Here is a 12,459-nt window from a genome sequence, read left to right as displayed (position 1 = left end):
GCAGCGTGAACGGGCGATGAAAGGCTTCCGCTCCGTGGGCGGGGCCCAGCGGTTCCTCTCCGCGTTCAGCGGCATCTCGCCCCACTTCCGGCCCCTCCGCCACCTGATGCCCGCACACGACTACCGCGCCGAGATGACCGTCCGCTTCGCAATCTGGGAGCAGCTCACCGGCGTCGCCGGCCTCGCCACCGCGGCCTGAGCACCGCCCGGAACCGGGCTCCACCACGCCACGACGCACCATCAGACACCTACGCACCCAGCGGCGCCGCCACACTGCCGCGTCCGCGCCCTCGAGGACCTTCACGGTGTTGTCGACCTTCGCCTCGGTGGTGTCGGCGAACACGAACGCGAGTGGCACCAGGACCTCCCGGCCGGTCTGCGGGTAGACCCGCCGCCACAACCGCTTCTCGTGGCCGACATCCTCGATCGCGTCCGGCTGGGAGCGGACCAGGTTCACGGTGTGCTTGTCCGCGTCCGGTGCCAGCAGCCGGCCCCACTCCCAGTACCGGTGCAGCTTGTGCACCAGGTCGTCGGCGTCCTCGGTACGGAGGTCGATCTCCAGCAGCATCACCGGCACCCCGGCCGTCGGCGCCCGCACCACCAGGTCCGCCCGCTGGACGTACCCGTCCGCGAGCCGGTGCGGAATCTCAGTGGCGAAGGCGAGCCGATGCCCGATCCCGGCACTGTGGAGTTCGGCGGCCGTCGTAGTGACCGCCGCGGAGTGGTCGTCGTAGCTGGCGCCGAGCAGCTCCCCGGTGTCCGGGTCGTACTTCTCCTCACGCAGCGCCGAGACCCGTATGCCCTTCGGCTCCAGCAGCTTCTTCGCCTCGCCGTGTCCGCGCTTGGTCAGCACCCACACCTGCCGCTGGTCCTCCCGTACCAACTCGATCCTCACCAGGTGGTGGTCCTCCAGATCCAGAAGGGTGTCCCGTACGAGCTTGTCGTGCTGGTTGTCCGGCCGGGTCAGCTTCCACAACTGATCGGGCGTCGCCCTCTGGAGAATCCCCAGCGCCTGCAGCAGCTCCCTCCGCCTGGGCCCCGTCGAGTTCTTCCTGTGAGTAGGACGCCTTGAGGCAAGAGGGTTGTCGGACCTGCGCCGCCCCCCTGTCCGCCGGGGCTGACCTGCAAAAACGTCCGGCCCGTGATGACGGGGCGCGGAGGGGGTGATGGAGGGGTCCACGGAGGGGGGCTGCTCCCCCCCCGGGTCAAGGGGCCGCTCGGGCTCGTCTGCGGTGCTCGCCACGGGGCGCTCCTGAAAGGTGGGGCGGGCCTATCCCGCCGGTCACCTTCTACAGGTTCGGTTTTCGGCTCTCGTGTGACGCCGGCCTTGAAGAACCTCTCCGCCGTGACCGCATCGTGATCAACCGGAGTGTCCTGTGACAGCGAACCTGGACCGTTTGTCAGTGAAGTTGGACCACCGTTCCACTGTGTCGGTGGGATCTAAGCTGATCACGGCATTGGCTGTGGGACGGAAGCAGGAAGGCGCTGCGGCGTGGCGAACACTGAGAAGGATTTGGCGGGCGCGCAGCGCGAGCACTGGCAGGGCACCTACGCCGCCCACCCGGGCATGTACGGCGAGCAGCCCTCCGCGCCCGCGGTCCATGCCGCCGGGGTGTTCAGGGCCGCCGGCGCGCGCGACGTGCTGGAGCTCGGTGCCGGACACGGCCGGGACGCCCTGTACTTCGCTCGCGAGGGCTTCACCGTGCGGGCCACCGACTTCAGCCCCGTCGGCCTGGAGCAGCTGCAGGAGGCCGCCCGCGCCCGGGACGTCGCGGGGCGGGTCACCACCGCCGTCCACGACGTCCGTGAGGCGCTGCCGCTGCCGGACAAGTCCGTGGACGCCGTGTTCGCGCACATGCTGCTGTGCATGGCGCTGTCCACCCAGGAGATCCACTCGGCGGTGGACGAGATCCGCCGTGTCCTGCGGCCTGGCGGCGTGCTCGTCTACACCGTCCGGCACACGGGCGACGCCCACTACGGCGCGGGCACGGCGCACGGCGACGACATCTACGAGCACGGCGGCTTCGCCGTCCACTTCTTCGACCGCGACCTGGTCGACGCCCTCTCCGACGGCTGGACCCTCGACGAGGTCCACGCCTTCGAGGAGGGCGACCTGCCCCGCCGCCTGTGGCGCGTCACCCAGACCCTGCCCCGGTGAACCCCGGACCGATACCGGCCGCGGACATCACCGTCGACGGCACCGGCCTGCTCTGCGTGACCCTCCTGCTCCGCCTGCGCGCCCGCATCGCCACCGCCGGGCCCGGGACGGTCATCCACGTCCTCGCCACCGACCCGGCCGCGCCCCTCGACCTCCCAGCGTGGTGCCACATGACCGGGCACGAATACCTCGGCCCCGTCCCCGGCGACCGACCGGTGTACGCGCTGCGGCTCGCCCCCGACGCCGTCCCCACCCGACCCGACGCACCCTGGTACCGGAACGACTCCTGATCGCCACACGGACCTCCCCGGTCGGCGATCAGCCCGTCCAACTTCGGTGGCAAATGATCCAACTTCACTGTCACAGGACAACAGCGCCCGCCTGATGATCACGGCTCGGTAACGGCACTCAGTGGAGTGTCACACCGTCGACTTTCGCCACACCTCTACCAGGCGACGGCGGGATTCTGGCCGGAGTCCCGCGCCACCTGTGTGAGGAGCTTCGTCATGACGTACACCAGCAGCGCCCGGCAGCCCGAACCGGAGCCGCACCCGACCTGGACAAGGGGTGCTGAACGCCCTCCGGGCGGCCCGGAATCCAGTGCCGTGAACGGTACCGCGAACGAATCCAACGTCGTACCCATCACCGCAGCTCACACCGCCCGCCACGGGACCTCCCGGCACGCTGACACCTCTCTCCCTTCCCCTGAGACGTCGGCGAAGGGGAAAAGGTCCACTCCCACGGCAGGGAAGGTGCGGGCCGATGCGCTGCGGATGCTCGGGTGCGTGCGGATAGCCACGGTGCGGCAGATAGCTCAGGTGATCACGAAGGATGAGTCGGACGGCCGGTCGTACGTGCGCAGGGCGATGAAGGAACTGGCGGAGCTCGGGCTGGCGGAGACGAACGGCAAGGCGGGCAAGCACCCGATCTGGAACCTGACTCCGGCGGGACAGAAGGCTCTGGCCGACGGCAACGAGCTGCCTCCCCGACCGAAGGCCGGCACCGGAGCGAAGGCGGTGAAGGCCGGGTTCGGTCCGCACGGCGTCGCGGTGACGGACATGATCCTCGCCTACGGAGGCCGCAAGCACCTGACCGACTGGCAGGTGGAGGTCAACCACGCCATCAAGGAGACCGGCCTCAGCTTCAACACCGACGCCGTCCTCGCGCTGCCGACCAAGACCAGCGAGGTGCGCCTCTTCGAGCTCGACAACGGCACCATGTCCCAGGCCCGGCTCGCCAAGGAGGTCTGGGACTACGAGCGCTATGCCGGGCACCGCGTCTGGGAAGGCGCCCGCGGCACCAACGGCCGCACGTTCCCGTTCTGGCAGCGTCACCGCTACACCCGCTCCCAGACCTTCCCGCGGCTGCACGTCGTCCTGGCGGGCAAGGAGGAGCACCTGCTCGACAACCGCCTCCAGGTGCTCGCCGACGACGTGAAGGGCATCGCCGTCGCGGTCTGGGTGAACACTCTGCCCCGGCTCCAGCGAGGCGAGCCGTGGTACGGGATCGGCGTCGACGACCGGGACCGACGCCGCCGGCGCTACCTAAAGCCCGTAGGCCGCTGAGGGACGGAGCAGGCCCACCGGAGACGACGACGCTCCCTCCCACAACAGCCGTGGGGGAGCGCCGTCCTGTGCGCGGTGGCGGGCCAGGCCGGTGCGGTAGTCGCCGGGCAGCCCGGTCAGGGTCGAACACGCCCGGCGCCCGGGCCTCCCTGCTGTCCAAACCGGGCCGGGATGTTGGTGTCCGCGCGTACGCTCGGATCGCCCGCCATGCCCTCAACCCAGGAGACCCCGGTGACCGCACAGAAGCCCCGCATCAACCCCGCCGTCACCAGCGGAGGAGAGGGCTCCCCGGCACCAGTGATTCCCGGATGCACGCGCGTCGAACGACAGATCACAGCACGCGGCGCGTCTGCGGACGAACTCGAAGCCCTCGGCTTGCCCAGGTACGCCATGCTTCCAGTCGTGGTCTACCAGGCCATTCAGTACGACCAAGACGACAACGTCCTGGCGGCCACGACCACCGTCGTCCCTTCCCAGCATCCGACTCCCGAGGGCTGGGAGGTTTCGCCCCGGGGCGGTGACTGATCACAGCTAGGCAACGAACTGCCGCCTGTGTACTCGGTGTCCCTCGCCAAGGGAGCGCCGCGACCGCCCGCCGGGTTCGGCTCTGAGCACCTGACCGACGGCGACCGTACAGCGCTCGTGGTCGGGGACGTTCCCCACCACCTTGCTGTGCGGGAGGGCTAACGGGTCAGGTGAAGAGCGCGGACCAGCCCTCGGCGTCCTGGTCGATGTCGGCGATCCGTACTCCGTAGCCGACGAAAAAGTCCCCGGGGTGAGAGTGCCGCTCCCCGACATATACGCCCACGACGCTCCAGTCGGGGCCTCCCGGCCGACCGGGAGTGCGAGCGATGAGCGGAGCCCCGGAGCAGCCGGGTCCAGCGGGTGTGCTCAGCTCGAAGAAGCGGGATCCATGGATCCCAGGTACGGAGTCGCTGATGCGTCGGCGGACATGACCTTCCGAATAGATCAGGTCGGGACGCTGCAGAGCGATGCCATCGACGACGGACTCGTACAGCACCGCTTCCGGGTAGCCCCAGAGCATGTACGACATGGACGCGTACTCCTGGCGGCGGCTCAGCACGCACGGAGAGACGTACGTGCCCGGCTCGAGGCGTAGCAGTGCCACGTCTTGGGTGGGGTGAGGCTCGATGCCCTGGACCGCGGCGGGCTGCCAGGCGCCGTCCGTGCCACGGAAGAGGACCGCCGCCTCACCGGAGGTCAGTTCGTCGGCGACGTGGCGTGCGGTCATGGCCAGACCCTGGCCGTGCTGGAGCAGGAAGGCGGTGCCAGCGAAGCCCTCGTTGCGTACGCCGCCGCCGGGCTGGAGGCTGGTCTTCACCACAGGGACGACGATGTTGGGGAGCTGGTCGTAGTCGCGCATGGCGCACTGTATCCAAGAGGTGCCACGCACAGTGGTCCCTCGACGTGTGGTCACGGGTCAGGCAGCCAGGGCGTCCCGCAAGTCGCGTACGGCGCGTTCGCGGTGGTGCTGTGCGGGGATCGCCTCGTACAGGTCCAGGGCGCGGCGGCGGACCAGGCCGGTGCGGTAGTCCGCGGGCAGTGCTGTCAGGGCAGCGACGGTGCGGCGGCATGCCTGCTCGGTGTCGCCGTCGTGATGGGAGCAGGCGGCGGCGTCGATGGTCAGCAGGGTGCGGGTCATGGTGCTGGTCGGCGCGGACAGTTCCAGGGCGCGCTGCTGACTCTCGTTCGCGCGGCGGGTGTCTGCGAGTGTGGTGAAGGCGTGGCTGAGGTGGACGTGGTGTTTCTGCTCGCCGTACGTCAGCCAGGTGTCCGACCGCTCGCCCTCGGGGAGCCGTTCCATGAGGGCGTCGGCGTCGGCGAGCGCCTGGCGGGCCTGCTCGCTCTGGTGGTTGAGGGCGTAGGCGCGGGCGGCGACCGCGGCCGCCAGCGTCGCCGCAGCGGTCGGCCGGGTGCCGGCGATGCGGCGGGCCTGTTCGGCGAGGCTGGCCGCTGCCATCGGAGCGCCGTAGTTGAACGGCACCATCGCTTCACGGGCGAGGACCCAGGCGTGCAGCTGCTGGTCGCCGGATTCGGCGGCGGCCCGGGCGGCGGTGGCGAACCACGCGCGGGACTCCTTCCGGCTGCCCAGGTCGTGTAAGACGATCGCGGTCATCCCGGCCATCTGCCCGGCCGTCCGGCACAACCTGGCCCGGACCGGTGCGGGCTGCGGGATGGTGAGCAGCGGGCGCAGACCGGCGAAGTCCGAGACCAGATCGGCCAGGACACGGGTGGGGGCTTGGCCGTGGTAGCCGTACCCGTAGCTCTCGGCTGCGGCCTCGAGGTCGGCCAGGTCCTGGGGCGTGTCGGGGGAGAGGGTCTGGTCGACGTCGGTCCGGGCGGCGGTGAGGGCGGCGAGTGCCGGGGCGGTGAGGCCGGCGGCGAGCGCGCCACGCAGCATGTTGCGGCGCTTCATCGGGTCATCTCCATGGTCGGACTCCGTGCCGAGGGCGGCGGTGTCCTCCCAGGGTTGCGCAGCGAGCCCCAGGAGGGCACCGGGAATGCGCAGACCGCCGGAGATTCGCTCGACAGTTGCCAGCGCGGTGACAGCTGCGGTGCCCCGGGCGATCTGGCTGACTCGCTCGGACTTGAGCGCGCATGCCTCCGCGATCCGGTTGTAGGAGATCCCCTCGTTGTGCGCCATGGCGAACACGGTGGTGAAGTCGCGCTCGCGCAGGGCCCTCACGAACGTGGGGTCGGCCAGCAGACGGTGCGGCATCTGGGCGGGTGACGGCGGTAAGTCGTCCACAAGTCCCCCTGAAAGCTCGTGGAATGACGCTGCGTCAGCCTGACGACCATACCCACCATGGGGGCCCCATGACGGGGTTTCACGGTGGGGGAGCTGCTCGCCCTGGCCGCCGAAGCCGTCGGCGGGCAGCTCCACCACCTGGTCGCGGTCCAGCTGCCGGTCAGCCTGGTGATGACGACGCCGATCGTCCAAGCCCTGGACGGCCGCGGCCCGCTCCCGGCCGCCGCCGGTGCGGGCCTGCGGGTGATGGCCTCCGCGCCGCTGCACGGCGGCGAGCTCCCCGGCATGGTCGACCAGGAGCTCGCCGACCTCATCCGGCCCGGCCTGACCCCCGCACAGGCGTGCCTCCTCACCGTCGCGTCATGCCCAGGAGTGACGGACGTCCTCAACGCGGCCTCCAGTACGCCACACTGGAGGGACGCGGCCGAAGCCGTAGCCCAACCCTCCCTGACCGCCGCCAAGTTGCGGGAGATCACTCATGTACTCGCCTCCCCCTGACCCGGACACTGAACAGCGCATGCGCACCCACCACGCCCGCGCCGCGGAGGCCCTGGACGTCCAGACCGAGCCGGGCGGCGAGTTCTGGGGGTGGGCCGGGCGCACCCTGGGCGCCCCGGCCCGCACCGCCGCCGGCGCCCCGGCGTGGCTGCGGCTGGTGTCCGCCCCGGAGGCCAAGGCGTCAGGGAAGCTGTGGGACGGCGCCCTGGACGCACAGCACGCTTTCGGCTACCTCGATGGGCACCGCCCCGAGCTCCTGGCCGTGCACGACGCCGTCGACGACGGCACCGCCTACCGGGCGGAGCTGTCAGCCCGCGTCGACCAGCCCGTCCTGTCCGACGACCCGATCCTCCAGCACGACATCCAGCTGCCCGGCTCCTGGTGGGCCGACCTGATCAAGACGCTGGAGAAAGTGTCGGCAACTGTCACTGACCGTGTCGCCGTACGTCAGCAGTACATGGACCGGGCGATCCCCGAGTTCGTCGGCATCCCGGCCCCCGCCGTTACCTGCTGGACCACTGCCCACGCCGACCTGCACTGGGCCAACCTCACCGAGCCTCTGCGGCTTCTGGACTGGGAAGGCTGGGGGCAGGCCCCGTCGGGGTTCGACGCCGCCATGCTCTACGCCTACTCGCTGCTCCAGCCGGACGTCGCCACCCGCGTCCGCGACGCCTTCCCCATCCTGGGCAGCCCGGCCGGCCTCGCCGCCGAAGCGACCGTGTGCGCCCAGCTGCTGCAGACCGTGGCCCGGGGTGACAACCTCACCCTCGAAAACCAGCTCCGGGACTGGTCCGAGGAACTCCGCCGCCGCTGAGTCCGCCAACCTCTCCAGAACGACCAAGCCTCCGAGGCCCAACCGGCCTCGGAGGCTTGTCGCTTGCTCCGCAGACCCGTTCAACGAACGGGGCCCGTCGACGTCACGCCACGGCGGCCTGCCTCGCCAGCACCGCGAGCGGGGAGCGCCGGCCTTTCTCCACCGAGCGCAGCTGCTCGAAGTCGACCTCGGGGTGCGCGGCGGGGATCGCGTCGACCGACGCCGTGGTGTAGAGCGCGACGTCGACGGCCCCGGCCCGGCTCGTGCCGAAGCGGACCTCGATCGACTGCGGCGAGCGGATCCAACCGAGCCGCACCATCCAGTCGAACTCAACCCTGCGCACACCGAGTCGCGCGGCGGCCTGCTCCGGTCCCAGCGGGGTGTCGGCGGCGACCAGGTCCGCCAGGTCCTCACGCTGGCAGACCTCCGCGACCTGACCGGGATGGTGCAGCGTCCCGTCGGGGTTCGCGCTCAGGTCGACCAGTAGTCCCCGGTCGACGAACCGCCGGACCACGAACGCCGTCACGTTCGCCTTCTCACCGATCACGTTCGGAGTGCCCAGGGCTTCGGCGATCCGGTCCGCCGCCGCGCCGCCGGAGATCGGTGAGGAGGGCATCGCGGCCCGGATGGCGTCGGCGTCCAGCGCCTTCACAGCCTCCCGGGACCACTGGTAGGACGACGCGTCCGGGTCGGGGATGAGGCCGGTGTGCCGCGCCCACCGGAAGGCAGCTGCGGACACCTTCAGGCGCTTGGCGGCCTGGCCCTCGTCGTACTCGGTTCGTCGCATGAGATCACCTCTCGCTCGTTCGCCTCGAACTGGCGGACAAAACATGATAGAACAAATGAAAAGCTGTCAATACCTCCTGGAAGCAGGCAAGTTGGACGCGCACCGCTAGGACTGCGCCCGCGTACGCGAGGGAAAATCACCCGCCCGGACGCCCGACGCAGCACGCCATGCCGCCACGGTGGTCGGCTCGTGGTCGGGGGCGACCATGGGGTCGGCCGTGCCGTACCCAGCCCCGGCCACGACTGGTCAGCGGCGCGCGGGCGGCTTCTTCACGGTCCTGCGGGCCGGGGTCTTCTTCGCGGACGTGCCCGGCGGTTCGTGGACGTCCGGTTCGCCGCGTGCGGCCCGTGCCTTGCTCACGGACTGCTGCAGCGCGGCCATCAGGTCCACCAGCTGGCCCGGCCGGACGGCCGGCTGCGGAGCCTGCGGAAGCTGGCGGTGTTCCTGCTTGGCGTCGATGACCTCGCGCAGTGCCTGGGTGTAGTGGTCGGTGAACTCCGGCCCTTCGACGCGGTCACGGGACATGACCTCGATCAGGGCCACGGCTTCGTCGATCTCGCCCTGTTCCAGCTGAACCGGGGCGGGGGCCACCTGGGCAGGGTCACGGATTTCGTCCGGCCACAGCAGCCCGTGCATCGCGATCACTTCCCCGCGCACCCGGAGCAGACCAAGCCGTTCACGGCCGTGCCACGCGTAGCGGGCGACCGCGACCTTCGAGGCGCGCTGGAGAGCATGGCGCAGCAGTACGTAGGGCTTCGCGGCGACGGCGCCCTGTGGCTGGAGGTAGTAGCCGGGCCTATCCGGACCGGGTCCACGGCAGCGGCCGGGAGGAAGCCCACCAACTCGATCGCACGCGCCGTGGGCAGCGGCAGCCGCCGCAGCTCTTCGTCGGTGATCGGAATAACGCGCCCATCGGACATCTCGTATCCCTGTCCGATCTCCCCTAGGAGGCCGGGCGGTCCTCGATCTCGCGCCAGTAGCGGTTGTGCACCAGGCCGTAGTCAGCGAGGGTGGATCCGGCGGAAGCGGACGCCGTGATCCTCGGTGGCGGCCTGTACGGCTACGGGGACGCTGACCAGCCCGAACGAGATGGCACCGTTCCACACACTCGCGGGCATGACACACCTCCCGCCCCGAGCACCTCCAGCCTATGAGGCGCTCCCGGGCACGGCACGAGGGAAGGCCAGCGCTCGCGGAGCTTAACCTCGCCGTTTCACTTGGAGAGGCTGACGCTGGGGCGGAAATACGAAAGTGCCTTCCTGACCTGGAACGATGAACCTGCTGAGGGATTCTGTCGGCCCAAGCGGAGGGCACTTTCTACGTGCAGGCAATCGGGTTGCGTACAAGATCCGGGTTTCAGTGCCCATGGTTCGGGGGTGGTCGGGCATGCCGGGGCACGGTTGCAACTCGCTGATGCCACCAGGCTGACCGCCGCGTACTCCGCCGCTCTCAGGTCGCTTCGGCACCGCGTGCAGCCGCCGTGCGGGCGGAGCATCTCCAACCCGGCGCACAGCCGGGCAGCCTCACCCTTCAGCGAGCGCGTCTGGGCTGCGAAATCCTCCATACCCTGCTGTGCCCCGCGGCCCGATCGGCTCATGTAAGGAATCTTGACACCGGCTTGGCGGTCCGTACCGCCGTTGCCCAGCTCAGCGTGCGCCTGGTCGTGCCGTCGACGTCGCCGGCGGCATCACCGCCGTACGAGCCGAACGGCCTGGCCTCGCCGAAGCGGGTGCCCATGACGAGAGCGGCCCTATTTGAACCCTCGCGGGTCACGAGCCACTCGGACGGTGAGCTTACTCGATGTGTGCCGGTGGAATGATCCCCCCAGTTTGAAACCCATCTTTTCAACTCTCGCTACCAACTCGGGCGTGAAGTTGAAATCCCTACTCGACGAGACCGTTGCGGTCGCGGTGTCCATTGTTCCGTCGACCAGCGTCTCTACTATGTCCCGGATTACGGGCTCCGTAGCTATGAAAGGGTGCCGCAGAGCTTCAGTCGCACGTTTCGGCTTGGCCCGGATGGCTCCCCTCCACTGCAAGGAGACATGATCGTTCGCCTGGGATTTTATCGAGGCTTCAGTATCAGCCTGTCCGAGAACAATCCCTGAATCCGTCACCAACGGCAGGCCCAGTGCCATCCGTAGCTCACGCTCGCTCGCCGAATCTGCAGCCTGGACGTCAACGAACCCGGCCCCCGCAGACCGAAAGAGAGCCATTAATTCCCGTACCCAGGAACGAAGGAGGTAGCCATGAACATCCGAGAGTGGATAATAGGTAGCGCGATCGTAGGGATGGGCCGCATAGACCCTGCCCACGGCGGGGTGGCCATCAGGAAAGTTGAACACACCAGCATCCAGCACGGTAGTGGGCGTGAGTCCCAGGTCTCGAAGTTGACCCCGCCTCCTGCTGTCAGCCAGAGCGGCGGCGGCCATCGAGAATCCGCCGAATACGATTGTCTCCAGTGGATTGAGCCCGTGTTGACTGCGGACCTGAGCCGTGGCCACCTGTGCGGTTGTCTGATTGCTCGATCTCGGGCCGTATTGTTCGACGGCAAGCAGCTTCCGCTTCTCGTACGGCAGATCCTTTAGAGTCATGTTTCCCGCCCCCTGGCCCCGCACCGGGCTATGGGATTCGCAGCGGCTGGGAGGCCGCCCATTCGGTGGCAACTCTCCGCGACGCTACCAGCCGCTCAGGCTGCTTGTCAGCGGCGTGCGGGCAGCGCCCCGCGCCTGCGGCGTACGCCCAGGCGCTCTGTCCGACCCTGCACGCCTCTTCCGCGGCTACCTGCTGCGCTGGCGGATACCCGGTCACCGAACCAGTGCGCGATCCGGGCCCTCCCCGACAGACTCTGGCACCCCGCCCTGGACCAGAACGGGACCCTGCGCAACGGCGCCGACGTCGCAGAGCTGACCGGCATGGTCGACCTTGCCGACTACCCGGCCGGCACCCGCATCATCGTGCGACGCGAACGACCCCACGCCGGCGCCCAACTGTCCCTGTTCGACCAGGACGAGGGCCTTCGCCACCAGGTGTTCCTCACCGACACGCCCTTCACGGAAGGCGGTTCCGCCCAGGTCCTGGAGGTCCGCCACCGCGGACACGCCACCGTCGAGGGCCACATCCGCACGGGCGGCCCCTTCCCCTCCCGGCACTTCGCCATCAACGCCGCCTGGCTCGAGCTGTCCCTGACCGCAATCGACCTGCTGGCCTGGACACGCCTCCTGCTGCTGGACGGCGAGTTGGCCACCGCCGAACCTAAGAAGCTCCGCTACCGCGTCCTGCGCGTCGCTGCCCGCATCACCCGCAGCGGACGCCGCCTGCGCCTGCGGATCTCCGCGATCTGGCCCTTGCGACACGAGCTGACCAGCGCATTCGCCCACCTCACGGCCCTGCCACGGCTGTCGACCTGACCCGTGGCACCGCCCCTGCCCGCCCACGACCCGAACAACCTTGGAGCACCCGACCCGAGCGTCAGGCCCCAGCCATACCCACCCGGCGACCGGTAAACGAGATCACCAGTACGCCGCGATCGGGCCAGCTCAACCACCCGAAGCGAAACAGCGAGGTTAAGAGGTCGTTTCACTTGATGAGTCGGCGGTAGCTGATGAGGGCTGCGGCTATGCCGACGAAGGCGAGGAAGTGTTCGGCCTTGCGTTCGTATCGGCGGTGCAGCCGACGGCAGCCGGCCAGCCAGGAGACCGTTCTCTCGACGACCCAGCGGTGTCGGCCGAGCCGCGTAGACGACTCGATGCCCTTGCGGGCGATGCGGTGGTGGATGCGGCGCTCGCGAAGCCATTTCCGCAGGTGGTCGTAGTCGTAGCCCTTGTCGGCATGGAGCTTGGCCGGACGTCGGCGGCGGGGTCCGCGG

Annotated in this window: 14 protein-coding genes and 3 pseudogenes; 8 read left to right on the top strand and 9 right to left on the bottom strand. The window is 69.5% G+C overall.

Going from position 1 to position 12,459, the window contains the following annotated elements:
- Positions 1 to 199, top strand: a pseudogene (locus tag ACZ6TU_RS38585) (IS6 family transposase); the annotation flags it as partial.
- Positions 200 to 556: 357 nt separating this feature from the next.
- Here ACZ6TU_RS38585 and ACZ6TU_RS38580 read toward each other — a convergent pair.
- A pseudogene (locus ACZ6TU_RS38580) lies at positions 557 to 1,180 on the bottom strand (hypothetical protein); the annotation flags it as partial.
- Between the two features lie 312 nt (positions 1,181 to 1,492).
- On the opposite strand from ACZ6TU_RS38580, the gene ACZ6TU_RS38575 reads away from it, so the two are divergent.
- The 4 genes from ACZ6TU_RS38575 to ACZ6TU_RS38560 all read left to right on the top strand — a co-directional run bounded on the left by ACZ6TU_RS38575 (position 1,493) and on the right by ACZ6TU_RS38560 (position 4,248).
- Positions 1,493 to 2,158, top strand: coding sequence for a class I SAM-dependent methyltransferase (locus ACZ6TU_RS38575; protein WP_469553453.1), 666 nt, complete (start codon positions 1,493 to 1,495; stop codon positions 2,156 to 2,158).
- Positions 2,155 to 2,448, top strand: coding sequence for a sulfurtransferase TusA family protein (locus tag ACZ6TU_RS38570; protein WP_469553450.1), 294 nt, complete (start codon positions 2,155 to 2,157; stop codon positions 2,446 to 2,448). The genes ACZ6TU_RS38575 and ACZ6TU_RS38570 overlap by 4 nt, the downstream gene beginning before the upstream one ends.
- A gap of 216 nt (positions 2,449 to 2,664) precedes the next feature.
- Positions 2,665 to 3,723 (top strand): replication-relaxation family protein, encoded by a 1,059-nt coding sequence (locus ACZ6TU_RS38565; RefSeq protein ID WP_469553447.1) that lies wholly within the window; start codon positions 2,665 to 2,667, stop codon positions 3,721 to 3,723.
- A 231-nt stretch (positions 3,724 to 3,954) separates the two neighbouring features.
- Positions 3,955 to 4,248 (top strand): hypothetical protein, encoded by a 294-nt coding sequence (locus ACZ6TU_RS38560; RefSeq protein ID WP_467679475.1) that lies wholly within the window; start codon positions 3,955 to 3,957, stop codon positions 4,246 to 4,248.
- Positions 4,249 to 4,414: 166 nt separating this feature from the next.
- Here the strand turns inward: ACZ6TU_RS38560 and ACZ6TU_RS38555 are convergent, their stop codons facing one another.
- Both ACZ6TU_RS38555 and ACZ6TU_RS38550 read right to left on the bottom strand, forming a co-directional pair.
- Positions 4,415 to 5,107, bottom strand: a complete 693-nt coding sequence (locus tag ACZ6TU_RS38555) for a S1 family peptidase (RefSeq protein WP_467679473.1) — start codon at positions 5,105 to 5,107, stop codon at positions 4,415 to 4,417.
- 57 nt (positions 5,108 to 5,164) lie between these two features.
- Entirely contained in the window at positions 5,165 to 6,493 is a 1,329-nt protein-coding gene (locus ACZ6TU_RS38550; protein WP_467679472.1) for a hypothetical protein, read from the bottom strand.
- A gap of 84 nt (positions 6,494 to 6,577) precedes the next feature.
- Between ACZ6TU_RS38550 and ACZ6TU_RS38545 the strand changes: the two genes are divergently transcribed.
- Both ACZ6TU_RS38545 and ACZ6TU_RS38540 read left to right on the top strand, forming a co-directional pair.
- Entirely contained in the window at positions 6,578 to 6,991 is a 414-nt protein-coding gene (locus ACZ6TU_RS38545) for an aldo-keto reductase family protein (protein ID WP_469553444.1), read from the top strand.
- Between the two features lie 19 nt (positions 6,992 to 7,010).
- On the top strand, positions 7,011 to 7,805 hold the full coding sequence (locus ACZ6TU_RS38540) for a hypothetical protein (protein WP_467679467.1): 795 nt from the start codon (positions 7,011 to 7,013) through the stop codon (positions 7,803 to 7,805).
- A 103-nt stretch (positions 7,806 to 7,908) separates the two neighbouring features.
- Here the strand turns inward: ACZ6TU_RS38540 and ACZ6TU_RS38535 are convergent, their stop codons facing one another.
- From ACZ6TU_RS38535 to ACZ6TU_RS38515, 5 genes are all read right to left on the bottom strand, one after another.
- The gene (locus ACZ6TU_RS38535) at positions 7,909 to 8,592 is read right to left on the bottom strand and encodes a hypothetical protein (RefSeq protein WP_467679465.1); all 684 of its coding nucleotides are present in this window, start codon (positions 8,590 to 8,592) and stop codon (positions 7,909 to 7,911) included.
- Between the two features lie 246 nt (positions 8,593 to 8,838).
- Positions 8,839 to 9,333, bottom strand: coding sequence for a Ku protein (locus tag ACZ6TU_RS38530; RefSeq protein WP_467679818.1), 495 nt, complete (start codon positions 9,331 to 9,333; stop codon positions 8,839 to 8,841).
- On the bottom strand, positions 9,234 to 9,512 hold the full coding sequence (locus ACZ6TU_RS38525; RefSeq protein ID WP_467679463.1) for a hypothetical protein: 279 nt from the start codon (positions 9,510 to 9,512) through the stop codon (positions 9,234 to 9,236). The genes ACZ6TU_RS38530 and ACZ6TU_RS38525 overlap by 100 nt, the downstream gene beginning before the upstream one ends.
- A 673-nt stretch (positions 9,513 to 10,185) precedes the next feature.
- Positions 10,186 to 10,329, bottom strand: coding sequence for a hypothetical protein (locus ACZ6TU_RS38520; RefSeq protein WP_467679461.1), 144 nt, complete (start codon positions 10,327 to 10,329; stop codon positions 10,186 to 10,188).
- Positions 10,330 to 10,342: 13 nt separating this feature from the next.
- Positions 10,343 to 11,185 carry a hypothetical protein gene (locus ACZ6TU_RS38515; protein ID WP_467679459.1) on the bottom strand — a complete coding sequence of 281 codons (843 nt, stop codon included), beginning with the start codon at positions 11,183 to 11,185 and terminating at the stop codon, positions 10,343 to 10,345.
- Positions 11,186 to 11,401: 216 nt separating this feature from the next.
- Between ACZ6TU_RS38515 and ACZ6TU_RS38510 the strand changes: the two are divergent.
- A pseudogene (locus ACZ6TU_RS38510) lies at positions 11,402 to 12,001 on the top strand (transposase); the annotation flags it as partial.
- Positions 12,002 to 12,170: 169 nt separating this feature from the next.
- On the opposite strand, the gene ACZ6TU_RS38505 reads toward ACZ6TU_RS38510, so the two are convergent.
- Positions 12,171 to 12,459, bottom strand: a 289-nt coding sequence (locus ACZ6TU_RS38505; RefSeq protein WP_469553440.1) for a transposase, incomplete at its 5' end; no start/stop codon positions are given.

It is taken from the genome of Streptomyces sp. NPDC052064 (assembly GCF_055585925.1).
This window is presented reverse-complemented; position numbering and strand designations above follow the sequence as displayed.